This is a genomic window from Cellulomonas humilata (assembly GCF_013359775.1).
Taxonomy (GTDB): Bacteria; Actinomycetota; Actinomycetes; order Actinomycetales; family Cellulomonadaceae; genus Cellulomonas; species Cellulomonas humilata.
Map to the genome: position 1 here is coordinate 49,392 of NZ_JABMCI010000053.1, position 24,295 is coordinate 73,686.

Sequence of the window (24,295 nt, forward strand, 5' to 3'; positions counted from 1 at the left end):
TCGTGGGGGTGCAGGACCGATGAGTGCAACGTTGCAGCCGGGCACGGGCCCGATCCGGGCGGCGGCGTACCTGCCGTCGACCCCGCAGACCGTCCTGTGGGGACGCCTGCCCTGTGGCGCCGACGAGCCGGTGCTGCGCGTCGCACCCGGCACCGAGGTCACCATCGACACGGTCAGCCACGAGGGCCTGCTGGACGACCAGGGCAGCGACCCGCTGGCGTGGTTCACCGGCCACGGGGTGGCGCCGGGCGACGTGCTGACCGACGCGATCGAGATCGTCGGGACCCTGACCCGCAAGGCCACCGACGGCCCGCACGTGGTGACCGGACCGATCCACGTCGAGGGCGCGCAATCGGGCGACCTGCTGGCGATCACGGTGCTCGAGACCACCCCGCGGGTGCCGTACGGGGTCATCTCGAACCGGCACGGCCGCGGCGCGCTGGCCGGTGAGCTGCCACGGGGGCCGGAGAACGTCAGCGTGTTCGCCACGGTCCGCGGAGACGTCGGGTACCTGCCCGCGGTCGAGGGCGGCGAGCGCCTGATCGAGTTCCCGCTGGCCCCCTTCCTCGGGATCATGGGTGTCGCGGTGGCCGGCGACGAGCGACCGCACTCCGTGCCGCCCGGTGCGCACGGGGGGAACATCGACATCAACCTGCTCCAGGTGGGCTCCACGCTCTACCTGCCGGTGCAGGTGCCGGGCGCGCTGGCCTACGTGGGCGACCCGCACTTCGCGCAGGGCGACGGCGAGGTGGCGCTCACCGCGTTGGAGGCCTCCCTGCGGGTCACGCTGCGCTTCGACGTGGTGCCCGCCGTGGAGGCGCTCGCCCGGTTCGGTCCCTTCGAGGGGCCTCTGGTCGAGACCCCCGAGTACCTGGTGCCTACCGGCATGGATCCCGATCTGAACGAAGCGGTGCGCAGGTGCGTCCGGGCCGCGCTCGCCCTGCTGCAGGCCCGGTGGGGGCTCGACGAGCACCTCGCCTACGCGTACCTGTCGGCGGCCACCGACATCAACATCTCGCAGGTGGTCGACCAGGTCTGCGGGGCCCACGCCCGGATCCGCGTCGCCGACTTCGACGGGCTCGCCCGATGAGCCTGCCCGCGGACCTCCAGGAGGCGTTCGACGCGTACGAGCGCGCGCTGGCGACCGACGACGTCGCGGCCCTGGACGACGCCTTCGCGGCCGGCCCCCGGACGTTGCGCGGCGACGGCGACGGCCTGCTGGTGGGGCACGACGCCATCAGCGCGTTCCGCAGCACGCGCGGCGGGATCGCCCCCCGGGTGCTGGACCGGGTGGAGTCCCGGCAGCTCGCGGACGACTGCTGGCTGATCGTCGCGACCTCCCGCTACGAGGGCGGCGGCTCCGGGTTGCAGACGCAGGTGTGGCAGCTCTCCGAGGGCCGCTGGCGGATCACCGCCGCGCACGTCACCGGCCGGACCCGGAGCTTCGACACCTCGGTGTGGCGCACGGTCGGCGACCCGCTGTACCAGGGCGCGTTCGACGGTCCGCTGCTCGGTCTGCGCGTGGCGGTCAAGGACGTGTTCGCGGTCCGCGGCTACCGGATCGGTGCGGGCAACCCGACGTGGCTGCGGGAGGCGGCCCGCGAGCGCGAGCACGCCCCGGCGGTGCTCGACCTGCTCAAGGGCGGGGCGTCCGTCCGTGGCCTGGCCCGCACCGACGAGCTCGCCTACTCGATCGCGGGCGCCAACCCGCACTACGGCACCCCCGCCAACGGCGCGGTCCCGGGGGCACTCCCGGGCGGCTCGTCCAGCGGGCCCGCGACCGCGGTCGCCACCGGGCAGGCGGACGTGGGCCTGGCCAGCGACACGGCCGGCTCGGTCCGCGTGCCCGCGAGCTACCAGGGCCTGTGGGGGCTGCGGACCACGCACGGGCTGGTGCCGCGGCAGGGCATGCTCCCGCTGGCGCCGTCGTTCGACACGGTCGGCTGGCTGACCCGGACGGGTGCGACGCTGGAGCTCGTCGCCGCCTGGTGCCTCGACGACGACGCCCCGCCGCTGCCGTCGCGCCTGGTCGTGCCCTCGGAGGTCCTGCGTCTGGTCGACCCCGCCACCCGTGAGGCGTTCGAGTCGTGGGCGCCCGGAACAGTCGAGGAGGTCGAGGTCGGCCCGCTCGACGCGTGGTTCGAGGCGTTCCGCGTGGTGCAGGCCGCCGAGGCGTGGCGCGCGCACGGCGCCTGGATCGACGCGCACCCGGACGCCGTCGGACCCGGCGTGCGCGAGCGGTTCGCGATCGCGCGGGACGTGACCGCGTCGGACGAGGCCTCCGCCCGGGCCGAGGTCGACCGGCTCTCCGGGGTGATCCGCGCGATCGTCGACGACGCCGTCCTCGTCCTGCCGACCACCCCAGGTCCGGCCCCCGCCCGGACGGACGACCTCGAGCACGTCCGCGCGGCCACCCTGCGGATGACCGCGCTGGCGGGCATCGGCGGCCTGCCGGCGCTCTCCGTCCCCGCGTTGCGCGTGGGACCGGCGCCCGTCGGCGTCTGCTTCGTCGGCCCCCGCGGCAGCGACCTCTCGCTGATCCGCCTCGCCCGCTCCCTCGGAGGACCCGCATGACCACCCCGGTGAACCCGCCCGCCCGCCTGCTCATGGGCCCGGGCCCGGTCAACGCCGACCCGCGCGTGCTGCGCGCGCTGTCCACCCCGCTGGTCGGCCAGTACGACCCGGTGATGACGGGGTACATGAACGAGACGATGGCCCTGTACCGCGAGGTCTTCGCGACGACCAACGACGCGACCCTGCTGGTCGACGGGACCTCGCGCGCGGGGATCGAGGCGGCGATCGTGTCTCTGGTGCGTCCGGGCGAGCGCGTCCTGGTCCCGGTGTTCGGGCGGTTCGGGCACCTGCTCGCCGAGATCGCGCTGCGCGCGCAGGCCGAGGTGCACACCATCGAGGTGCCGTGGGGGCAGGTGTTCCCGGCGTCCGTCATCGAGGAGGCGATCGTGCGGGTGCGCCCGCACCTGCTGGCGGTCGTGCAGGGCGACACGTCGACGACCATGCTCCAGCCGCTCGACGAGCTCGGGGCGATCTGCCAGAAGCACGGCGTGCTGTTCTACACCGACGCCACCGCGTCGCTGGGCGGCAACGCGTTCGAGATGGACGCGTGGGGCCTGGACGCCGCCACGGCCGGCCTGCAGAAGTGCCTGTCCGGCCCCTCAGGGAGCGCGCCGATCAGCCTGTCGGACAAGGCGGTCGACGTGATCCGGGGACGGCGCCGCATCGAGGCGGGGATCCGTGAGGAGTCCGACGAGGACACCGGCGAACCCGTGCACTCCAACTACTTCGACCTCGGCATGATCCTCGACTATTGGGGGCCACGGCGGTTGAACCACCACACCGAGGCGACGAGCATGCTGTACGCCGCCCGCGAGTGCGCCCGGATCATCCTCGAGGAGGGCCGGCAGGCCGTCATCGACCGGCATGAGCGGGCCGGTCGCGCGATGCTCGCGGGGGTCCGGGGGCTGGGGCTGGGGGTGTTCGGGGACGTGGCGCACAAGATGCACAACGTGGTCGCGGTCGAGATCCCGGACGGTGTGGACGGGGACGCCGTCCGCGGGGCGCTGCTCCAGGACTTCGGCATCGAGATCGGCACGTCGTTCGGCCCGCTGCACGGTCGCGTCTGGCGGATCGGCACCATGGGTCTGAACGCACGGCACGACGCGGTCCTGACCACGCTGGCCGCGCTGGAGCAGGTGCTGCGCCGCGCGGGAGCCCAGGTCCCGCCGGGCGGCGGCGTCGACGCAGCGTACGCAGAGCTCTGATGCTCGACGCCCCCACCGCCGCCCGTCGCATCATGGCCCGCTGCGACGAGCTCGCCGCATACACGTCGATGACCGGCGGGATCGAGCGCGTCTACCTGTCCCCCGAGCACGCGCGCGTGAACCGGGTGGCGGCCCGCTGGATGCGCGAGGTGGGCCTCGACACGTGGCAGGACGCGGCCGGCAACCAGTGCGGTCACCTGGCCGGTCGGGACCCCGAGGCACCCTCGCTCCTGCTCGGCTCGCACCTGGACACCGTGCGCGACGCCGGCCGGTACGACGGGATCCTCGGCGTGCTCATGGCGATCGAGGTGGTCCGGGCGCTGCGACCCCAGGCCGCGTCGCTGCGCTTCGGGCTCGACGTCGTGGCGTTCTGGGACGAGGAGGGCGCCCGGTTCGGCACCGCCCTGCTCGGGTCCTCCGCGATTGCCGGTCGCTGGAACGAGGCGTGGTGGGACCTGACCGACGAGCACGGCACCACGCTGCGCACGGCGTTCGGGGAGTTCGGCCTGGACCCGGGGCGCATCGGTGCGGCCGCGCGGACCCCCGACTCGCTGGCGGGGTACCTCGAGGCGCACATCGAGCAGGGACCGGAGCTCGACGACGGCGGCGCTCCCCTCGGCGTCGTCACCTCGATCGCGAGCGCCCGGCGGTTCGCCGTGCAGATCGACGGCGAGGCCCGGCACGCCGGAGGCGCGCGGTACGAGAAGCGCCACGACGCCCTGCTGGGCGCCAGCGAGGTCGCGCTGGCGGTCGAGCGCCTCTGCCGCGCCGAGCACCACATCATCGGGACCGTCGGCCGGCTGGAGACGTTCCCGGGCGCGGTCAACGTGGTGCCCGGCGAGGCCCGGCTCACGGTGGACCTGCGTGGCGAGCACGACGACGACCGCGACCGCGTGTGGCGCGGCATCACGTCGGCCATGGACGAGATCGCCGGTCGGCGCGGGCTGACCTGGTCCGCGCGGGAGCTGCACGAGGCGCCCGCGGTCCGGTGCGACACCCTCCTCCAGGACGTCGTCCGCGCGGGGATCGAGGACACCGGCCGCCGTCACGTCCCGGCCCTGTTCAGCCGTGCGGGGCACGACGCCATGGCCATGGGAGCGGTGACCGGCGTCGGCATGCTGTTCCTGCGCAACCCCGACGGCATCAGCCACCACCCCGACGAGGACGTCAGCCTGGCCGACGTGGAGACGGGCCTGCGCGCGCTGACTGCGACGGTCGAGCACCTGGCCCGCGAGGCCTCCTGAGAGAATCGTCCCGTGGAACCCCTCGTCTTCGACCCCGTCCCCGACATCCGGCTCATCGCGGTGGACCTGGACGGGTCCCTGCTCGACGACGAGAAGCGGATCCACGACGACTTCTGGCCGCTGCTCGACCAGCTGGACCGCCGCGGCATCCGCCTGAGCCCGGCGAGCGGTCGGCAGTACGCCACCCTGCGCCGGCAGTTCGGTCGCGACGAGCTGGTCTACATCGCGGAGAACGGCGCCTACGTGGTGCAGCACGACGAGGAGATCAGCTCCGACGGCCTCGACCTGGGCACCGCGCGCAAGGCCGTCGAGGTCGTCCGCGCCGCCCGTCACCTCGACCTGGGCGTCGTCCTGTGCGGCAAGCGCTCGGCCTACGTCGAGCGCACCGACGACGCGTTCCTCGACCATGCGACGCCCTACTACGCGAAGCTCGAGCGGGTCGGCGACCTGACGGAGGTCGACGACGAGGTGCTGAAGGTCGCGGTCTACGACTTCGGCTCGGCGGCGTCCGGCGCCGGCCCGCTGCTGTCGTCGTTCGATCCGCTGGTCTCGGGCGAGCACTGGGTGGACGTGATGAGCCCGACCGCCGACAAGGGCCACGCGCTGCGGGCTGTCCAGGCCGCGCTCGGGGTGACCGCCGAGCAGACCATGGTGTTCGGCGACTACTTCAACGACATCGGCATGCTCGACGCGGCGTACTGGTCGTTCGCCATGGACAACGCACACCCCGACGTCCGCGCGCACGCCCGGTTCGTCGCACCCGCCAACACCGCCAACGGCGTGGTCCGGACGATCACCTCGGTGCTGGGGCTGCGATGACCGTCGCCGGCCTGCTGCTCACCCCCGGCTTCGGCGGGAACCGCGACAGCCCGGCGCTCGTCGCGGTCGAGGCGGCCGTCGCACCGCTGCCCGTGCTGCGGCTCGACCTCCCGAAGACCGCGGCTCCGGCGATCGCGGCGGTCCGGGCGCAGGCCGAGGCGTTCGCGTCGTCGCTCGGCGTCGGCACCGAGGCCCTGGTGCTCGGCGGCCGCTCGTTCGGCGGCCGCATGTGCTCGATGGCCGTCGCGCAGGGACTGCCCGCCGCCGGCCTGGTCCTGCTGTCCTACCCGCTGCACCCGCCGGGACGCCCGGACCAGCTCCGCACCGCGCACCTGCCCGACCTCCGCGTCCCGGTCCTGGCGGTCTCGGGCACCACCGACCCGTTCGGCTCCCCCGACGAGCTCGCCGCCCACCTGTCCGTCATCCCGGGCCCGGTCAGCACGGTCTTCCTGCCCGGACCCCACCAGCCGACGAGCCACACCGCCGTGGCCGCCGCGGTCCGCGACTGGCTCAGCACGCTCGCGTGAAGACTTCGTCGCGTTCAGAGCGACGAAGTCTTCACTCGACGCTCGCCTGACCTGTCAGAGCTCGCTCGACCGGTCGGCGTCGGCGCCCTGGACCACCTCGGGGACCACGCCGCGCTCCTCCAGGACGCGCACGACGAACGAGGCAGCGACCATCGACGCCCCCACCCACGCCGCGATCGAGATGACGGCCTCGAGCCAGCCGTAGACGTCGACCACCCCGAAGCCGTAGACGTCGACAGCGAACGGAACCGCGTTCACGAGGGCGTAGAACGCCGGAAGGACGACGAGCCTGGCGCCGAGCGCCACGACCACACCGGTCCAGAGGATGCGGCGCGCGGTCCAGTACGGCGGCATGGGGGTGACTCCTCGGTCGGCGGCGGTGCCAGACGTCACGCTAGCGAGCGGAGCGCAGACGCGGGCGCCATTCGGCGCGACCTCGGGCTGAGATGATCGGCGCCATGGACGCCCTGACCCACCTGCGCTCCGCGTTCGCCCCCGTGCCCGGCTACCTCGACGCGGCCACGTGCGGGTTGCCGGCCCGGGCGACCGTGGACGCGATGCGCGACGCCCTGGACACCTGGCAGGCCGGCGACGCCGACCTCGCGGTGTACGACGAGGCGGTCGCGGCCTCGCGCGCCGCCTTCGCCCGGCTGGTCGGGGTCGACCCCTCGTGGGTGGCGATCGGATCGCAGACGTCCGCGCTGGTCGGCCTGGTCGCGTCGAGCGTGCCGGACGGCGCCGAGGTGCTCGTGGTCGACGGCGACTTCGCCTCGGTGGTCTTCCCGTTCCTCGCGCACGCCGACCGCGGCGTCACCGTCCGGCAGGTGCCGCTGGCCGACGAGGTCCGGACGTCGACCCACACCGTCGCGTTCTCGCTGGTGCAGTCGCGCGACGGGCGGATCGCCGACGTCGACGCCATCCGCACGGCTGCCGCCGCAGCCGGTGCCGTGACCGTCTGCGACGTGACGCAGGCCGCCGGCTGGCTGCCCGTGGACGCGACCGCCTTCGACGTCACCGTCTGCGCGTCGTACAAGTGGCTGTCCGCCCCGCGCGGCACCGCGTTCCTCACGGTCCGCCCGGACGTGCTCGACCGGCTCCGCCCGACCAGCGCGGGCTGGTACGCGGGCGAGGATATCTGGTCGTCGGTCTACGGCCCGCACATGGTGCTCGCCACCGATGCCCGTCGGCTCGACGTGTCCCCCGCCTGGCTCTGCTGGGTGGGCGCGGTCCCCGCACTGGAGCTCTTCGCCGACGCACCCGCGGACGACGTCCATCGCTACGCGGTCGGCCTCGCGGACGCCTTCCGTGCCGGGCTCAGGCTGGAGCCCGGGGGCAGCGCGATCGTCGCGCTGCCCGACGACGCGGCGGGTTCCCGGCGGGCCCGGCTCGCCGCGCAGGGAGTCCGTGCGGCCGGCCGCGGCGGCGGGGTCCGGCTCGCGTTCCACGTCTGGAACGACGCCGACGACGTGGCGCGCGCCGTGGCTGCCCTGAGCAACTCCTGAGGGGAACCTGAGGGTCGATTCGGGGGTCTCCCTGATATCGCTGGGCCTGCCGACCCCGAAATCCTAGGATCGCTGTCAGCACCGAGACCGGACCCCGACGTGGTATCTCCCGTCGGGCGGACCGCACCTTTCGAGTCGTCGTCGACCCCCCTTCTGCAGAGGAACACCCATGTCTCAGGTCGCCGGATGGATCACCCATCGCTACCTCAAGTTCGCCGTCATCGTCTTCTGGCTCGTCGTGGTCGCGCTCCTAGGGCCCCTCGCGGGCAAGCTCACGGGTGCGCAGGACAACGACGCCAAGTCTTGGCTGCCCGCCAACGCCGAGTCGACCGAGGTGCTCGACGCCGCCGGCAGCTTCGTGTCCGCCAACACCATCCCCGCGGTCATGGTCTACGAGCGCTCGTCCGGTCTCACGCCCGACGACCTCGCTGCGATCGCGGCCGACGCAGCGGAGTTCGGCACGCTCGACACGCTGGACGGCGAGGTCGTCGGCCCGATCCCGTCCGAGGACGGCCAGGCCGCGCAGATCATCGTCCCGCTCGATCTCGGCTCCGACGGCTGGAACCTCGCCGCCGACGCCGTCGTCGACCTGCGGGCCACCGCGGAGGACGGGCCAGACGGTCTCGACGTCTACGTGACCGGACCGGCCGGCTCCGCCGCGGACTCGTCCGAGGCGTTCGAGGGCATCGACGGCACGCTGCTGTACGCGGCCGTCGCCGTCGTCATCGTCATCCTGCTCATCACCTACCGCAGCCCGATCCTGTGGATCCTGCCGGTCATCTCCGCGGGCGTCGCGCTCACGGTCTCCCAGGCCCTGATCTACCTGCTCGCGGACAACTACGACCTGACCGTCAACGCGCAGAGCGCCGGCATCCTCACGGTCCTCGTGTTCGGCGCGGGGACGGACTACGCCCTGCTCCTGGTCGCCCGCTACCGCGAGGAGCTGCGCAAGCACGGCGACCGGCACGAGGCGATGGCGCTGGCCCTGCACCGGGCCAGCCCGGCGATCATCGCCAGCGGCGCCACGGTGGCCATCGGCATGCTCGCCCTGCTGTTCGCGACGATGAACTCCACGGCCGGACTCGGCCCGGTCGCCGCCATCGGCATCGGCGTGGCCCTGCTCGTCATGCTCACCCTCCTGCCGGCGCTCCTGGTCACCTGCGGCCGGTGGATCTTCTGGCCGCGCACCCCCAAGCTGGGTGACAGCGAGCCGTCCGAGCACGGCTTCTGGGCACGCGTCGGCGGTCGGATCGAGCGTCGGCCCCGGGCGACGTGGATCGGCACGTCCGCGGCCCTCCTGGTCGCGTGCGTCGGCATCGTGGCGCTCAACGCGACCGGGCTGACCACCGAGGAGTCGTTCCGCGGCGAGCAGCCGTCGATCGTGGGCGAGAAGGTGCTCTCCGCGCACTTCCCCGGCGGCGCCGGCTCCCCCGTCGTCGTCATCGCGAACGCCGGCCAGGCCGACGACGTCGCCGCTGTCCTCGCGGACGTCGAGGGCATCGACCCGGCGAGCGTCGCCGAGCCCGTCGTGCTGGGCGACCTCGCCTACATCGAGGGCACCCTGACGTCCGCGCCCGACGCCGACGAGGCCTACGACACGGTCGACCGGGTGCGCGAGGCGGTGCACGCGGTGCCCGACGCCGAGGCGCTGGTCGGTGGCACGACGGCGGTCAACCTCGACGTGCAGCGGGCCTCGGCCGACGACAACCGGCTGATCATCCCGATCATCCTGCTCGTCGTGTTCGTCATCCTCATGGTCCTGCTGCGGGCGATCGTGGCCCCGCTGGTGCTCATCGGCACCGTCGTGCTCTCGTTCGGCGCGGCCATCGGCATCAGCGCGCTCGTGTTCAAGTACGTCTTCGGCTACGCCGGGGCGGACACGTCGTTCCCGCTGTTCGTGTTCGTGTTCCTGGTGGCCCTGGGGATCGACTACAACATCTTCCTCATGACCCGGGTGCGCGAGGAGGCGCTGCGGATCGGGCACCACCGCGGCTCGCTGGTCGGCCTGGCGGCCACCGGCGGGGTGATCACGTCGGCCGGACTGGTCCTGGCGGGGACGTTCGCGGTGCTCGGCACGCTGCCGCTGGTGGCGTTCGCGGAGATCGGGTTCGCCGTGGCGTTCGGCGTGCTGCTGGACACCCTCATCGTCCGGTCGGTGCTGGTCACGGCCCTGAACCTCGACATCGGGAAGGCCATGTGGTGGCCGAGCGCGCTCAGCAAGCAGAAGGAGCCCGAGCCCGCGGAGCAGCCCGTCGCGGTCCCCGTCTCCTGACCCGCTGACCCGAGATGCCCGGATCCTCCGCGATCCGGGCATCTCGCGCTAGCGTGGCCGCACGAGCGTGCACCACTCGTCGCGGCCTAGGGAGCCTTCGGTGACCGACACTCTCAGCAGCACCGCAGCCCCCACCCGCTGGTGGGCGCTCGACCCCGAGGCCGCGAGCGCGCAGCTCAGCACGGACCTCGCGGCCGGCCTGACCACGGCGGAGGTGACTGCCCGCCGGGAGCGCTACGGACCGAACACGCTCACCGCGCAGGCCGCACCGTCGGTGTGGTCGGTGGTGCTCGCGCAGCTGCGCGACCCGATGAACATCATGCTCGTCGCCGTCGCGGCGGTGAGCGCGGCGATCGGGCAGGGCTCGACCGCGCTCATCGTCGGGTTCCTCGTCGTGGTGAACGTGGTCATCGGCGCCCGGCAGGAGATGCTCGCCCGCAAGAGCGTCGACGCGCTCGCCACCATGCAGGAGCCGCAGTCGCGCGTGCGGCGGGACGGCGCCCTGGTGCAGATCCCCGCCAACGAGCTGGTGCCCGGCGACATCGTCGAGCTCGAGGCCGGCGACATCGTGCCCGCCGACGGCCGGCTGCTGCGGACCGCGACCATGGAGACGCAGGAAGCGGCGCTGACCGGCGAGAGCACCCCGATCGGCAAGGACGTGATCACGCTCGCCGACGAGGACGTCCCGCTCGGTGACCGCGCCAACATGGCGTTCCAGAACACCTCGGTCACCCGCGGCACCGGCACGATGCTCGTCACCGCGACCGGCATGACGACGCAGATCGGCAACATCGCCACCCTGCTCTCGTCCGTGGAGAAGACGAAGTCGCCGCTGCAGCGCGAGCTCGACAAGCTGACCAAGGTGCTCGGGGTCATCGCGTGGAGCGCGGTCGCGGTGATCGTGCTCATCGGGGTCCTGCGCGGCCAGTCGCCGAGCGACCTGCTGTTCCTCGCGACCGCGGTCGCCATCTCGGCCATCCCGACGGGTCTGCCCACCTTCGTGCAGGCCATGCTCGCGTACGGAGCCCGCCAGCTGGCCGACGCCAAGGCCGTCGTCGCCAACCTCAACGACGTCGAGACGCTCGGGGCGACCAGCTCGATCAACTCCGACAAGACGGGGACGCTCACCCTCAACGAGATGACGGTGACCGCGCTCTACACCGTGGGCCAGCACTTCACGGTCGAGGGCAACGGGTACGCCAAGACCGGCCAGATCCTGCAGGCAGCCGGTGCGGAGGTCCCCGACCTGACCCCGCTGGCCTACGGCCTCTGCCTGGCCAGCGACGCGACCGTGTCCGACTCCGGCGGCGTCATCGGCGACCCGACCGAGGCGGCACTCGTGGTGCTCGCCGCCAAGCTGGGCATCGACGCGGAGGAGAGCCGCCGCACGTACCCCCGCGTCGCGGAGGTGCCGTTCGACTCGGCGTACAAGTTCATGGCGACCGCCCACTGGCTGCCCTGGCGGGGCGAGCGGTCGCTCGTCGAGGTGGTCAAGGGCGGGCCGGACGTCGTGCTGCAGCGCTGCACGCACGCCCTCGCCGGTCCCGGCCAGACCGTCCCGCTGGAGGCCATGCGCGCCGACATCGAGGCGGAGATGGAGCGGCTCGCCGAGCAGGGTCTGCGCACGCTCGCCTTCGCGACGCGGTTCCTCACGCCGGCCGACGAGGCCGCCCTGGTCGCGGACCCGATGTCCTACGTCGAGGAGCTCGTGTTCGTCGGGCTGGTCGGCATCGTCGACCCGTTGCGCCCGACCGCCAAGGTGGCCGTCGACATCGCCCTGAAGGCCGGCATCGAGGTCCGCATGATCACCGGCGACCACGCGGTGACCGCGAGCGCGATCGGCAAGCAGCTCGGACTCGGCCCGGGAGCGATCAGCGGACCCGAGCTGGCTGCCCTCACCGACGAGGAGCTGCTCGAGCGGCTGCCGAACCTGCACGTGTTCGGCCGCGTCACCCCCGAGGACAAGCTCCGGCTGGTCCAGCTCATGCAGAAGCAGGGCCTGGTGGTCGCCATGACGGGCGACGCGGTCAACGACGCCGCCGCGATCAAGCAGGCCGACATCGGCGTCGCGATGGGCTCCGGCAGCGAGGTCACCAAGCAGGCGGCTCGCCTGGTGCTCACCGACGACAACTTCAGCACCCTGGTGCACGCCGTCGAGCTGGGCCGCAGCATCTACCAGAAGATCACCGCGTACATCCGCTTCCAGATGAGCCAGCTCATCGGTCTGGTGGTCCTGTTCCTGGCGGCCAGCGTCTTCGACATCGCCGACGGTGTCGCGATGACCCCGATGATGGTGCTGTTCCTCAACTTCTTCGTCTGCGTGTTCCCCGTGATCGCCATCATGCTCGACCCGGTGGGACCCGGGATCATGGACCGGGCGCCGCGCGACCCGGACGTCGGGATCACCAACGGCCCCGCCGTGCGCCGCTGGATCATCAACGGCGCGATCCTGTGCATCGCCTCGGCGATCCCGCTGGTGCTCGGTCCCGACACCCCGGCCGCCGACCACCCGACGGCGTCGATGACGATGGCGTTCGTCGTCATGGGGCTCGGCTCGGTCCTCTCCGGCCTGGTCCTGCGCCGCGAACCCGAGTCCGGGCTGGCCGCTCCGCTGCTGACCGCGATCAAGGTGCTCTCGGTGCCGGTGATCCTCGTGGTGCTGGCCACCGAGCTGGACTTCCTGCAGCGCTGGCTCACCACGCAGCCGCTCACCGGGTCCCAGTGGCTCGCCTGCCTGGGGCTCGCCCTGCTGCTGCCCGTCGTCGCGGAGGTCGACAAGGTGCTCATGCGCCGCAGGGCCACCCAGCCCGTGCTCGCTCCCCCGGAGGCGGTGAGCCCGGCGCGCGCCCGGGTGTGAGCCATGAGCGCCACGCCGGGGGACGACGCCACACCGTCCGCGGGGAACCCGCGTCTCGCCATCCTGCTGGCGATGGCGATGTTCGTCCTCGTGGTGGACACGTCGCTGATGAACGTCTCGATCTCGGCCGTGGTCCGCGACCTCGACACGACCGTCAGCGGGGTGCAGTCCGCGATCGCCCTCGAGGCGCTGGTCTCGGCCGCGTTCATCCTCATCGGCAGCAAGATCGGCGACCTGTTCGGCCGCAAGCGGGCGTACGTGGTCGGCCTGCTGGCCTACGCCGTCGGCGCCCTGGCGATGACCCTCGCGCAGAGCCTGACGGCCATCATCGTGTTCTGGGCGATCATCGGCGGGCTCGGCGCCTCCCTGCTCCTGCCGGCGATGCAGTCGCTCATCCACGGGAACTTCGCCGGCGCCGCCCAACGCAAGGCGTTCGCCCTGGTCGGCGCGGCCGCGGCGATCGCTGCGGCGGTCGGCCCCCTGCTCGGCGGGTTCATCACCACGTACCTGTCGTGGCGGCTCGCGTTCCTGCTCGAGGTCGTGATCATCGCCGTCGTGCTCTCGGGGATCCGCCTGGTCAAGGACGTCCCGTACACCGGATCCCGCCACATCGACGGGGTCGGGGCCGTGCTCTCGGTGCTCGGCATGGGCGGTGTCGTCCTCGGCATCCTCGTCTGGCAGGAGGGTGGCGAGTCGGTGGTCGCGATCCTGGCCGTCGGCGTGGTGGCGCTCGGCTCGCTGGTCGTCTGGCTCCGCCGGCGCAGACGGCTGGCGCAGCCGACGCTGATCGACCCCGACCTGTTCGCCTCCAAGGTGTTCCGGTTCGGGATCACCGAGCAGTCGCTCCAGCAGATCGCCCTCGGCGGGACCATGATCGCGCTGCCGATCTACCTCCAGGTGGTGCTGGAGTACAGCGCGATGGGGGCCGGCCTGTCCATCGCACCGCTGTCGCTGAGCATGTTCGCGGTCGCGCTCGTCGCCGGCAAGAAGGCCGGCACCCGCAACCCGAGCGGCATCATCCGGTGGGGGTTCGCGCTCCTGCTCGTCGGCATCGCGACCGTGATCCTCGTCGTGCCGCGGGCGGACTCGGGGTGGTGGCTGGTGGTCCCGCTGCTCGTCGCCGGCTCCGGGCTGGGCCTGCTGGTCTCGCAGCTGAACAACTACACGCTCGCACCGATCTCCGAGGAGCGCGTGAGCGAGGCAGCCGGGATCAACTCCGCGGCCGGCTCGTTCGGGCTCTCGTTCGGTCTCGCGTTCGCCGGCGCGATCCTGCTGGCCGCGCTCTCGACGATCTTCACGTCGATGGCGTCCGACAGCACCGTGCTGGACGCCGCGGAGCAGACGCAGGTGGCGGAGGTGCTGGAGCACGACGCGCAGGTGGTGAGCACCACCGAGCTCGAGGAGCTCCTCGCCGGCCAGCCGCAGGACACGCAGGACGAGATCATCCGGATCAACACCGAGGCCCGGCCGCTCGCCCTGCAGATCGCCATGCTCGTCCCGCTGGTCGCCGCGCTCGGCGGCCTGCTGGTCTCGTTCCGCACGGGCAGGCTCCCCTACGCGCCCCCGGCCGCACCCGTCGAGGCCGCGGTCTGGGGATGACACAGCTCGCCCACCTCTCGAAAGGACAGAGATGACTGAGACCCGCAACTCGTTCGCGGTAGGACTGACCGTCTTCGCCGCGGTGCTCATGCTGCTGGTGGGGATGTTCCAGGCTGTCGAGGGCCTGGTCGCGCTGCTCGGCGACACGCTCTTCGTCGTCGGTCAGGAGTGGACCTTCTCGTTCGACGTCACGACGTGGGGCTGGATCCACCTGATCACCGGGATCGTCATCGCCGCCGCCGGGTACTTCGTGCTCACGGGCTCGGTGTGGGCCCGCAGCGTCGGGGTGTTCCTGGCCGGCCTGGGCGCGCTGCTGAACTTCCTGTGGCTGCCGTACTACCCCGTGTGGAGCGTCATCATCATCACGCTGAACGTGCTCGTGATCTGGGCGCTCACCGCGCACGGCCGCGACATCACCCGCTGACTACTCGCCGACCATCGGTGGCGGCGCCTGCAGGTCGTAGGCGCGGAACAGCACCGCGTGCTCGACCCCCATCGCGCGTCCCTGCATGCCCGCGATCATCGGGAGCATGTCCCGGGGTGCGGGATGGCCGGGCAGCCCGGCGAGGTATTCCGCGTGCGCCTCCAGCGACGCGATCCCGGCCTGCAGCGCTTCTCCGGTGACGTCCACGCCGTGCGTCGGCCGGGAGTCGCCGCCCACCAGCAGCCAGCGCACCTGCCAGGGCTCGAGGCCGTCGTCGTCCAGCAGCTCGGTGAACACCCACCGGTTGCCCGCGTCGCGCACCGCGTCGAGCGTGGCCAGGCCGGCGACCCGGTGGTCGGCCATGTTGAGCCCGGCCACGAACTCGACCTCCCACGACCCGGTGAGCACCACGTCGGGCCGGCACTCCCGGATGCGCCGGGCGATGTCCCGCCGCAGGGGCAGCCCGTACTCGAGCACGCCGTCGGGGTGCTCCAGGAACCGCACGTCCGTCACGCCCACCGCGGCGGACCCGGTGACCTGCTCGCGGGTGCGGACCTCGCGGGTGCGGTCCGGCGGGGACGCGTCCATGCCGGCCTCCCCGCGGGTGAGCACCAGGTAGGCGACCTCGACCCCGCGTGCCGTCCAGACGGCCACCGCGGAGGACGTGCCGTACTCGACGTCGTCGGGGTGCGCGACGACGCACAGGACGCGCTGGAACGCGGTGTCCGGCAGCGCCGGCAGCAGCTCGGGCATGCTCCCGACGCTAGCGGGCGTCGAGCGCCGCCCGGAAGGCCCCGAGCGCCTGCGGGGAGAAGAGGACGAACCGCACGAGCGCGACGCCGGGAGCCTGCCCGTGGCCGCGGACCGCCCGGACGGCGACCTCCGCGACCTCCTCGACCGCCCAGCCGTAGACGCCGGCGCTCACGGCGGGGAACGCGACGGTGCTCGCACCGAGCTCGCGCATCAGCTCCAGCGGCCGCGAGAAGCACGACGCGAGCAGGTCGGGGTCGGTCTGCCCGGCGTGCCGGTTGGGCCCGACGGTGTGCACCACCCAGCGGGCGGGGAGCCGGAACCCGGGCGTGGCCACGGCATCCCCCACGGGCAGACCGTCGGGCAGCGTGGTCCGACGCAGCTCACGGCAGGCCGCCAGCAGCTCCGGACCGGCGGCGGCGTGGATCGCGCCGTCGACGCCCCCGCCGCCGAGCAGGGACGAGTTCGCCGCGTTGACGACGACATCGACGTCCTGCGTCGTGATGTCACCCCGGACCGCCTCGACCAGCACCCGGCCATCATGGCCCGCGGACACGGGTAAGGCCCCTCGGACGCTTACTCCGAGGGGCCTTGACCGGTGCTCAGGCTACAAGCCACCCGCGCGCGGACGGGTGAACGACACGCGACTCGTCCACAAATTCTGTCCACAGCCCTGTGTTAACCGGATGTTTCCGCAGGTGAACCTGTGGACAAGGCTGTGGGTAAGTCGGTGGACAAAATAGGGTCCCGGAAGCCCTTGTGGCCCCTTCCCGAAGAGGACTAGAAATCTCACATCGAGATCGACAGATCGAGAACCGCAGGTGAAGGATCCCTCCAGGGGAGACTGAAACCGCAGGTCAGGTGGACTCTTCGGAGCTCACGTGGACCGGGTGGACGGATGCTCAGGAGAGAGACGAACCTCGACGCACGGGGCCTCTCGGGGCTTCGCGCAGGCGACGCAGAACGCCCTTCGGGGAGGTGGCGCCGGCGAGGACAGGCTGTGGATGTCGGGCCGACCGGAGAACGGACGACCACATCGTCGTGGCAACACGACGACCCGCGGATGGCGACGCGGGGGTCGTCAAGGCGCCGGTTGGTTGCTCGCAGTCGTCCCGCTCACGGCGGGCCGCTGGTGTCGGAGCCCCCCGGGGTGACCACACCGGTGGCGAACCGGGCGTCGGGACGTAGCCGCACCGTCAGCGCGGCGTCGGTTCCCGGTCCGCCGGGGACGGAAGACCTGCGAACACGGTAGGGCCCCTCGGACGCTTACTCCGAGGGGCCCTCTCCGTGTGACACGACCGACCGTTCGTGGTGCCGGCCGCCCTCGAACCTCCCTCGTTCGAGTGGAGTGCGGTCGCAGACCCAGCGCACCGAGCCCGATCCTGGTTCGGTGTGGACCGCCGGACCGCACGCGAGGGTCGGTGGCGAGTCGAGATCGCGACGGCCGCGGCGCTGCGGCCAGGAGGGCATGCCGTGACGACCACCTCTGCCGACCTGTTCCCGCCGGACCAGCACTCGAACCCCCGGTGGGTCGCCCGCTGCATCGGGCTGCTCGTGCTGTGGGCTGTGTGGACCTTCGCGATCGCCGCCGTGCTGCTGCTCACCGGGACGGCGGGCAAGCCGTCCGACTGGGTGGTGGCCGTCGTCGCGATGCTGAGCGCGCTCGCCCCGACGTGGCTCGTCGTCCGGGCGGCGCGCCGACGGTGGACGCTCATGGCGGGTTCGGCCGTAGTCCTGCTCGCCCTCGGGCTGGCGCTCGGCACGCTCGGCGGTCCGAGCCTGGCCCGCATGACGAGCGTCGGGGCATCCCTCCCGGTGGCGACCGGTGCGCAGCTGATGACCACGTCGAGCGTCGAGAACGCGCTGTGCATGCAGGAGTGCTCGCGCGTGGTCCACCTGTACGCCGTGCCGGACCCCGGTGCGGCCCAGGCGGAGGTGGGCGTGGGCCTCGTGGCGGACGGGTGGCGCGCGGAGAACGCGGGCGGGTTCTGCCGCGACGGCTTCGGGGTGGCGTTCGTCGACGGCGCCGACAGCGCGGTCGTCGACCCGCCCGCGGCGCCGACCGGCCTCGAGCTGCTGAGCATCGTGATCACCGACTGCGGGCACATCTAGCGCGTCAGGCGTCGGGCACGGACTCCAGCAGGATCGTCACCGGTCCGTCGTTGACCAGCTCGACCGCCATGTCCGCGCCGAACACCCCGGTGGCCACCTCGAGCCCGCGGGCGCGCAGCGCGTCGACGACGGCCTCGACCAGCGGCTGCGCCACCGGCCCGGGTGCGGCCGCGTTCCAGGTGGGGCGACGGCCCTTGCGGGTGTCGGCGTAGAGCGTGAACTGGCTGACGACGAGCACCGGGGCGCCCACGTCGACCGCGCACTGCTCGTCGCGCAGGATGCGCAGCTCGGCGATCTTGCGCGCGATCAGCTCCACCTGCGCCGGGCCGTCGCCGGGCGTGACCCCCACCAGCGCCACCAGCCCGGGCCGGTCGATCGCCCCGACGACGCTCCCGTCGACGGTCACCGACGCGCGCGCGACGCGCTGGACGACCGCCCTCATGCGCCGAAGGTCACGACGACCTCACCCACGGGTGCTCCGTGCCCGAGCACGGGGGTCAGCCCGACCGGCTCGACGAGCCCGGGGTCCACCCCGGCCACGACGAGCGCCGCCGCCAGGACCGCGGGCCGCGGCCGCGAGGATCCGTCGACGATCTTCACCGCCACGGCCCCGCCGTCCGGCAAGCCCGCCGCGTACACGCCGTCGGCCCCGTCCTTGGCCACCAGCCCGGGGACGGCCTCCATGAACCGGGTGGCGTCCCTGCCGGTCCCGGCGACGTGCCAGGGGTGCCCGGACATCGCCCTGCCCACGCGTGCCTCGAGCCCGTCGCCCGACGCCAGCCGTCCGAACGACCGGGCCAGCCCGCGCAGCGTGGTGGAGAACAGCGGGGCGCCGCAGCCGTCGACCGTCACCCGCTCGACGGGTACCCCGGTCAGCTCCCCGATCACGTCCCGGGTGACTCGCTGGAGTGGGTGCTCGGGGTCGAGGTAGTCCTCCGTGGACCAGCCGGCCGCGACGCAGGTGGCCAGCATCCCGGCGTGCTTGCCCGAGCAGTTCTGCGTGAGCGGCTCGGTGCCGTGCCCGTCCGCGCGCCACTGCCACGCGGAGTCGGCGTCGAGCGGCCAGTCGGGGGTGTTCCGCAGGTCGTCAGGCCCCAGGCCGGCGCCGGCGAGCAGCTCCCGCACGACGTCCAGGTGCCCCCGCTCGGCGTTGTGGCTGGCGCACACGAGCGCGAGCGCGGTGCCGTCGACGTCCAGGCCCGCGCGGAGCATCGCGACCGCCTGGAGCGGCTTGAGCGACGACCGGGCCCAGAGGGTCGCGTCGGGGTCGCCGAGCACCAGGCGCTCGGACCCGTCGGGCGCGAGCACCAGCACGTGCCCGGCATGCACGGACTCGACGAGTCCCCCGCGCAGCACCCGCGCCAGCGGGACCGCGTCCGTGCCGATGTCGGGCACGCTCACCAGCCGCCGGACGGACCGCTCGGGCCTCGGGGCCCACGGCGGCGCGAGTACGGCTGCACGGCGGGCTTGACGTCCACGAGGTAGACGATGGCGCCCACCGCGGCGAGCAGGGCCAGGAACGACGGCAGGTGCGGCACGCCGGGGATCGGGATCACGCTGAACGACACGGCCGTGGCGACGCCGACGATCGCGCCCCAGAACCCCTTGGTCCGCTTGCCCGCCTGCGGGAACGCGCTCGCGGGCCGCCCGAGCAGGTCGACGAGCGCCCACAGGCTCAGCCCGAAGATGGCGATGTAGAAGACGACGAAGATGACGACCTGCGCGCTGGCGATCACGGGGTGAGCCTACGAGACGTCACGGCACGACGAGCAGCCCCTCGGCCCGCGCCGCCGCGGCGAGGTGCTCGTCCCAGGCCGCGACCACCAGGTCCGGCGACCGCAGCTCGAGCGCCGAGGCGAGGTGCAGGGCGTCGGCGGCACGCAACGGGTGCCGGCCGACCAGCGCGGCGGCCGTCGCGGTCACGACGTCCCGCAGCTCGAGCACGTGCAGCGCGGGCCACAGCCGCTCCCACGCGGCCAGCGCGTGCGCGGCGGCCTCGCCGTCCAGGCGTCCGGCGCGCCGCCCGCCCGCGAGCACCGCCCGCACCTCGGCGTCCGCCAGCCGGGACGTGACCACCAGGTCGGCGCCGTCCCACAGCGCCGCGACGAGGGCGGACCCGGGCTCGGCGACGCAGAGCTTCACCAGCGCGCTGGTGTCCAGGTAGACGATCGCCATCTCAGCGGCGCAGCCGGCGGACCAGGTCCGAGACCCCGCCCTTGGCGGCGGACCGGTCACCGGCGCGGGCGGCGGGCCGCGGCGTCGACGCCGGTGCGGTCAGCAGGCCGTCGCGCTCGAGCCGGCTCAGCAGGTCCGCCGACTCGATGCCGCTGAGCCGGGCCACGGGGATCCCGCGCTCGGTGATCACCACGTCCTCCCCGGCGCGCGCGGCCTCGATCCACTGCCTGAGCTCTGCGCGCAGCGCGCTGACCGGGACGTCCACGCAGCGACCGTACCGAACCGGGACGTCGGTCGGTCACATCTCCGGGAGGGAGTCTCGGGCGGCCTGCGGATCGACACCGGCCGCCTCCAGCAGGTCGACCACCAACGAGCGGTGCAGCAGGACGAGGCTCTGCACCTGCCAGTCGCTGGCGGCCAGCCGGAACGGGTCGAGCGAACGGGAGACCGCGAGCAGCTGCGCTCGCGCCCGCTCCGGGTCCCGGCCGGACCCGAGTGCCGCGGCGAGCTCGTCCGTGGCGCGCGCGGTGTCCTCCACCTGCGCGGCGATCGTCGTCAGGTCGTGGCTCTGCGCGTCCACCGTCGACCGCGACCGGCGGGCCAGGACGCGGGCGTTGCGCATGGCGCGGTCGATGAGCACGGCGTTGCCGCCGAGGCCGGCCAGCTCCGCGCGGTACTTGCGGAGGGTCGGGGACACCCGGGCCAGCTCGCCCGCGCTGGTGGCGGTCTCGGACCACTCGTCGAGGGCCGGCTGCGACGCCCGCCCGCGCACCAGCGCGTCCTGGACGTCGGCCGTCGACCCGGTCCGCAGCCCGCTGGCCAGGAGGCGGAGCACGGCGGCCAGGTCCTCCACCGCGGCGCGGGCCAGCACCCTGAGGTGCCGCCGCGGGTCGCGCGGGGTGAGCAGCGCGACCGCGAGCGCGACCGCACCCCCGATCGCCGCGTCGATCCACCGGCCGAGGGGTCCACCGGTCGCGCCGATCGCCGGCAGGCCGACGATGACCAGCGCCTGCACGCCCGCCTGCGTGGTGAGCATCCCGCCACGGTCGAGGAACCGGGCCAGGATCGCCGCGACGAAGAGCACCACCGCGACCTGCCACGGACCGTTGCCGATGAGATGCACCAGCAGGTCCCCGAGGCCGACGCCGATCGCCACCCCGACCGCCAGCTCCGCCACCCGTCGCACGGACCGGTCGGTGGTGAACCCGAGCGCGATCCAGGCGCTGACCGGTGCGAAGAACGGGTACGGGTGGCCCACGGCGTACTTGGCGATCGCGAACGAGATCGCCGCGGCCACCGACGCCTGGAGGATCGGGAACCAGGCCGCGCGGACGCGGGACGACCCCTGCCGGACCCGCGCCCGGACGACCACCCGGGCTCGCGAGTCGGTGCCCGTCACCAGGCCCTCACAGCATCGGGTGCTGCCCCAGGCCGCGGGTCAGGGGTCCGCGGGCGGCCGGCCGGTCCACGGAGACCCCGTCGCCGGGCACGATCTGCTCCTGCCCTGCGGCGACCGCGCCGGCCTCGCTGTCGACCACCAGCTCGGTGTCCGACGGCACCGACCGCTTGACCACGGCCAGCGCGACCGGACCGAGCTCGTGGTGCCGCGCGACGGTGGTCACCTGACCGACCACCCGTCCGGGCTCCTGCGAGCTGTCCGTCTTCACCACGTCGTGCACCGCGGCACCGGGCTCGGGCAGCAGGTGCCCGGACCCGTCGAGGTGCAGCATCACCAGGCGGCGCGGCGGCCGGCCGAGGTTGTGCACGCGCGCGACCGTCTCCTGCCCGCGGTAGCAGCCCTTGGTCAGGTGCACGGCGGTGCGCAGCCAGTCGAGCTCGTGCGGGATGGTCCGGTGGTCGACCTCGTGGGACGCGCGCGGGCGCCACGCCTCGACACGGGCAGCCTCGCTGGCCCACGTGCCGACGAGCGGCCAGCCGGCGGCCTCCCGGGCGCGCACCTCCTCGACCAGCCGGTCGCGCGGCACCAGCACGAGCCGCCAGTCGCGGTCCGCGCCGGGGTGCTCGTCGTCAGCCGGCCCGTACCGCGTGCCGCCGACGCCGGTGGTCGGCCACGGGTCGCGCCAGGTGATCGGCTCGTCCGCGGTGCCCTCCGCGTCGACGGGCTCGCCGATGGCCGCCCAGTCGTCGGTGACGTCCGCGATCTCGACCCGGAGCATGAACTTCATCCGGTTCAGCCAGGCAGCCAGCGCGATCGGCGTCTCGGTGAGCAGCCAGGTGGTCACGCCGTCGTCGACGACGCCCGCCGCGTGCTCGACGTGCCCCTGCGGGCTGAGCACCAGCAGCTCCGTCGACGTGCGGGGGGCCAGCGCGGTCAGCTCCTGCGACGTGATCGAGTTCAGCCAGGTCAGCCGGTCCGGGCCGGTGACGGTGACGACGCCCAGGTACGACTGGTCGACCACCGCGCCGCCGCGGGACAGGGCGCGCTGCTCGGCCGTCGGGTCGCCGTAGTGCCACGCCACGCCGTCGTCGGGACCCGCGGCCCGGACCGCACCCCGCCGGGCCAGCAGGGGGCTGCTGTGCCGCGGGGGCTCGCCGTGCGATGCCGGGGTCTCTACGGGTGCGTCGGTGGTCATCAGGCCTCGTCGTCGGTGAAGGCCTCGACGCGCGCGAGGCGGCCCGAGGCGTAGGACTGCATGGGATGCCCGAACGCGGCGAGGTCGTGCGCCCACATGAGCTCGCCGTTCACCAGGCCGTAGAGGCGCTTGCCGGCGCTGACCTCGGCGCCGCTGGCCGCGCGGACGATCGCGTCGCTGACCAGGTCGATCCGACCCTTGCCGACCGCCCCGATGTACAGGGCGACGTGGCCCGACGGGTCCGCGACCAGCAGCTCGACCGGGTGCTGGTCTGCGGTGAGGCCCCAGTCCGTGGGCCGCTCGGGCGGGATGCGCCAGTAGCCCGACTCGGTCTGCCAGACGGGGGCGGGCGGCTCGTCTGGCACATCTCCGGCGAGCGCGGCGGGATCGGATGGCGCGACGACCAGCCGGATGGTCGACGTGTACGACAGGTACGGTCCGCCGTCGCTGGCGATGACGATCTCCTGCGTGAACGTCGCCTCGTCGATGCCGGGATAGTCGACGACCCCCTCACCGCGCCAGGTGCCGAGCAGCCAGGCCAGCGGGTAGACCTCAGGAGCGAGGCCCTCGGGGTCGGGCAGCACGAACGGCACAGCGGTCCTCCCGGTCGATCACGGCGACGTCAGCGCTGGCCCTTGTAGAGCCGGTAGACGACGAAGCAGGCGAACCAGCCGATCACCAGCGTGGCGGCGACCAGCAGGCCGATGAAGACTCCCTCGAGCGCAGTCATGTCGACGATCCTAACGAGAGCGCACCCCTAACCTGTTCCGATGAGTGCTACGCCACGCCCCCTGGTGATCAAGACCACGTCCGGCACCGAGCGCCCGGAGGCCACCAACCAGGCCTTCACGGTGGCCGCCGCAGCGGTCGCGGCCGGTGCCGACGTCAGCCTCTGGCTCACCGGAGAGTCGGCGTGGTTCGCCCTGCCGGGGCGCGCGGCCGACCTGGTGCTCGAGCACGCGACCCCGCTGGCCGAGCTGCTGGAGCTGGTGCTCGAGGGCGGCCGCGTGACCGTGTGCACGCAGTGCGCCGCGCGCCGGGGCATCGGTCCGCAGGACGTGCTGCCCGGCGTCCGGATCGCGGGCGCCGTGGTGTTCGTCGAGGAGTCGCTGGCCGAGCGCGCGCAGGCGCTCGTCTACTAGGCGGTGCGGCCCGCGCGCAGCCGCAGCCCCAGCAGGTACAGCTCGCAGCCGAGGCACAGACCGAAGACCGCGTTGAGGAAGGCCGCGACGAGCGCGAACGCGGCGGCGACCGGGACGGCGACGCTCACCCCAGCCAGCCCGAGCACGAGGCCGACGCCGGTGATGATCAGGCCGACCAGCTGCGCGAACGTGGGCGGGCGCGGGTCCTCGAGCTCGGCCGGCGGTGACAGGCGCGGGCGCACGACCTTCGTGAACACCCGGCCCTGCCAGGTGCGGCCGATGCCGCCGAACGCGCCGAGCGCGAAGCTGGCGACGATCACCGCGAGGACGGCGTAGGCCGCGGGCGTGGTGCCCAGCAGCAGCACGGCGACGAGCAGGACGAGCGTGACGGCGGCGCCGAAGCGCGGGCCGCGGGGGTCGATGCCGGCGGGGGCGGACGTGCGGGTGGTGACGGGCGTGGACATGGCAGCTCCTGGGGACCGTGCGAGGGGGTGGGGTC

The 24,295-nt window shown here is 73.3% G+C and carries 25 protein-coding genes; 13 read left to right on the top strand and 12 right to left on the bottom strand.

Annotation, left to right across the window (positions count from 1 at the left end):
• The first annotated feature begins 19 nt into the window (after positions 1-19).
• From HP550_RS05095 to HP550_RS05120, 6 genes are read left to right on the top strand one after another with little or no spacing between them, the layout of a single operon-like run.
• Positions 20-1,090, top strand: a complete 1,071-nt coding sequence (locus HP550_RS05095; RefSeq protein ID WP_175346507.1) for an acetamidase/formamidase family protein — start codon at positions 20-22, stop codon at positions 1,088-1,090.
• On the top strand, positions 1,087-2,574 hold the full coding sequence (locus HP550_RS05100; protein WP_175346508.1) for an AtzH-like domain-containing protein: 1,488 nt from the start codon (positions 1,087-1,089) through the stop codon (positions 2,572-2,574). Before HP550_RS05095 ends, HP550_RS05100 begins: the two co-directional genes overlap by 4 nt.
• Positions 2,571-3,779: a pyridoxal-phosphate-dependent aminotransferase family protein gene (locus HP550_RS05105; protein WP_246280578.1), complete on the top strand. Its 1,209-nt coding sequence runs from the start codon at positions 2,571-2,573 to the stop codon at positions 3,777-3,779. The genes HP550_RS05100 and HP550_RS05105 overlap by 4 nt, the downstream gene beginning before the upstream one ends.
• A complete protein-coding gene (locus tag HP550_RS05110) occupies positions 3,779-5,023 on the top strand; it encodes an allantoate amidohydrolase (RefSeq protein ID WP_175346509.1) in 1,245 nt (414 codons plus the stop codon). Before HP550_RS05105 ends, HP550_RS05110 begins: the two co-directional genes overlap by 1 nt.
• 12 nt (positions 5,024-5,035) lie before the next feature.
• Positions 5,036-5,842, top strand: a complete 807-nt coding sequence (locus tag HP550_RS05115; RefSeq protein WP_175346510.1) for a Cof-type HAD-IIB family hydrolase — start codon at positions 5,036-5,038, stop codon at positions 5,840-5,842.
• On the top strand, positions 5,839-6,369 hold the full coding sequence (locus HP550_RS05120; protein WP_175346511.1) for an alpha/beta hydrolase family protein: 531 nt from the start codon (positions 5,839-5,841) through the stop codon (positions 6,367-6,369). Before HP550_RS05115 ends, HP550_RS05120 begins: the two co-directional genes overlap by 4 nt.
• 54 nt (positions 6,370-6,423) lie before the next feature.
• Here HP550_RS05120 and HP550_RS05125 read toward each other — a convergent pair whose 3' ends face one another.
• On the bottom strand, positions 6,424-6,762 hold the full coding sequence (locus HP550_RS05125; RefSeq protein ID WP_175346512.1) for a hypothetical protein: 339 nt from the start codon (positions 6,760-6,762) through the stop codon (positions 6,424-6,426).
• Between the two features lie 65 nt (positions 6,763-6,827).
• Here HP550_RS05125 and HP550_RS05130 point away from each other — a divergent pair, with 65 nt between their 5' ends.
• From HP550_RS05130 to HP550_RS05150, 5 genes are all read left to right on the top strand, one after another.
• Positions 6,828-7,871 (top strand): aminotransferase class V-fold PLP-dependent enzyme, encoded by a 1,044-nt coding sequence (locus HP550_RS05130; RefSeq protein ID WP_246280580.1) that lies wholly within the window; start codon positions 6,828-6,830, stop codon positions 7,869-7,871.
• 169 nt (positions 7,872-8,040) lie between these two features.
• A complete protein-coding gene (locus tag HP550_RS05135) occupies positions 8,041-10,143 on the top strand; it encodes an MMPL family transporter (protein WP_175346514.1) in 2,103 nt (700 codons plus the stop codon).
• A 100-nt stretch (positions 10,144-10,243) separates the two neighbouring features.
• On the top strand, positions 10,244-13,000 hold the full coding sequence (locus HP550_RS05140) for an HAD-IC family P-type ATPase (RefSeq protein WP_175346515.1): 2,757 nt from the start codon (positions 10,244-10,246) through the stop codon (positions 12,998-13,000).
• 3 nt (positions 13,001-13,003) lie between these two features.
• Positions 13,004-14,599 (top strand): MFS transporter, encoded by a 1,596-nt coding sequence (locus tag HP550_RS05145; protein WP_175346516.1) that lies wholly within the window; start codon positions 13,004-13,006, stop codon positions 14,597-14,599.
• A gap of 31 nt (positions 14,600-14,630) precedes the next feature.
• Complete coding sequence (locus tag HP550_RS05150; protein WP_175346517.1) at positions 14,631-15,023, top strand: DUF7144 family membrane protein; 393 nt, start codon at positions 14,631-14,633, stop codon at positions 15,021-15,023.
• Here the strand turns inward: HP550_RS05150 and HP550_RS05155 are convergent, their stop codons facing one another.
• Positions 15,024-15,776, bottom strand: coding sequence for a PIG-L deacetylase family protein (locus tag HP550_RS05155; RefSeq protein WP_175346518.1), 753 nt, complete (start codon positions 15,774-15,776; stop codon positions 15,024-15,026).
• Between the two features lie 10 nt (positions 15,777-15,786).
• Positions 15,787-16,305, bottom strand: coding sequence for an O-acetyl-ADP-ribose deacetylase (locus tag HP550_RS05160; protein ID WP_175346519.1), 519 nt, complete (start codon positions 16,303-16,305; stop codon positions 15,787-15,789).
• A gap of 941 nt (positions 16,306-17,246) precedes the next feature.
• On the opposite strand from HP550_RS05160, the gene HP550_RS05165 reads away from it, so the two are divergent.
• Positions 17,247-17,885 carry a hypothetical protein gene (locus HP550_RS05165; protein ID WP_175346520.1) on the top strand — a complete coding sequence of 213 codons (639 nt, stop codon included), beginning with the start codon at positions 17,247-17,249 and terminating at the stop codon, positions 17,883-17,885.
• Between the two features lie 4 nt (positions 17,886-17,889).
• Here HP550_RS05165 and dtd read toward each other — a convergent pair whose 3' ends face one another.
• The 8 genes from dtd to HP550_RS05205 are packed head-to-tail and all read right to left on the bottom strand — an operon-like array spanning position 17,890 to position 23,247.
• On the bottom strand, positions 17,890-18,327 hold the full coding sequence (gene dtd / locus HP550_RS05170; RefSeq protein ID WP_175346521.1) for a D-aminoacyl-tRNA deacylase: 438 nt from the start codon (positions 18,325-18,327) through the stop codon (positions 17,890-17,892).
• Positions 18,324-19,289: an asparaginase gene (locus HP550_RS05175; protein WP_210767696.1), complete on the bottom strand. Its 966-nt coding sequence runs from the start codon at positions 19,287-19,289 to the stop codon at positions 18,324-18,326. Before HP550_RS05175 ends, dtd begins: the two co-directional genes overlap by 4 nt.
• The gene (locus HP550_RS05180; RefSeq protein WP_175346523.1) at positions 19,283-19,621 is read right to left on the bottom strand and encodes a DUF2516 family protein; all 339 of its coding nucleotides are present in this window, start codon (positions 19,619-19,621) and stop codon (positions 19,283-19,285) included. The genes HP550_RS05175 and HP550_RS05180 overlap by 7 nt, the downstream gene beginning before the upstream one ends.
• A gap of 19 nt (positions 19,622-19,640) precedes the next feature.
• Positions 19,641-20,060, bottom strand: coding sequence for a type II toxin-antitoxin system VapC family toxin (locus HP550_RS05185; RefSeq protein WP_175346524.1), 420 nt, complete (start codon positions 20,058-20,060; stop codon positions 19,641-19,643).
• Position 20,061: 1 nt separating this feature from the next.
• Entirely contained in the window at positions 20,062-20,325 is a 264-nt protein-coding gene (locus HP550_RS05190) for a type II toxin-antitoxin system prevent-host-death family antitoxin (protein WP_175346525.1), read from the bottom strand.
• Between the two features lie 33 nt (positions 20,326-20,358).
• Positions 20,359-21,459 carry an FUSC family protein gene (locus tag HP550_RS05195; RefSeq protein ID WP_175346526.1) on the bottom strand — a complete coding sequence of 367 codons (1,101 nt, stop codon included), beginning with the start codon at positions 21,457-21,459 and terminating at the stop codon, positions 20,359-20,361.
• A 7-nt stretch (positions 21,460-21,466) separates the two neighbouring features.
• On the bottom strand, positions 21,467-22,654 hold the full coding sequence (ygfZ, locus tag HP550_RS05200; protein WP_175346527.1) for a CAF17-like 4Fe-4S cluster assembly/insertion protein YgfZ: 1,188 nt from the start codon (positions 22,652-22,654) through the stop codon (positions 21,467-21,469).
• Positions 22,654-23,247, bottom strand: a complete 594-nt coding sequence (locus HP550_RS05205) for a heme-binding beta-barrel domain-containing protein (protein ID WP_175346528.1) — start codon at positions 23,245-23,247, stop codon at positions 22,654-22,656. The genes ygfZ and HP550_RS05205 overlap by 1 nt, the downstream gene beginning before the upstream one ends.
• Positions 23,248-23,424: 177 nt before the next feature.
• Between HP550_RS05205 and HP550_RS05210 the strand changes: the two genes are divergently transcribed.
• Positions 23,425-23,796: a DsrE family protein gene (locus HP550_RS05210; RefSeq protein WP_175346529.1), complete on the top strand. Its 372-nt coding sequence runs from the start codon at positions 23,425-23,427 to the stop codon at positions 23,794-23,796.
• Here the strand turns inward: HP550_RS05210 and HP550_RS05215 are convergent.
• Positions 23,793-24,260, bottom strand: a complete 468-nt coding sequence (locus tag HP550_RS05215; RefSeq protein WP_175346530.1) for a DUF4395 domain-containing protein — start codon at positions 24,258-24,260, stop codon at positions 23,793-23,795. The genes HP550_RS05210 and HP550_RS05215 overlap by 4 nt on opposite strands.
• Between the last annotated feature and the right edge of the window lie 35 nt (positions 24,261-24,295).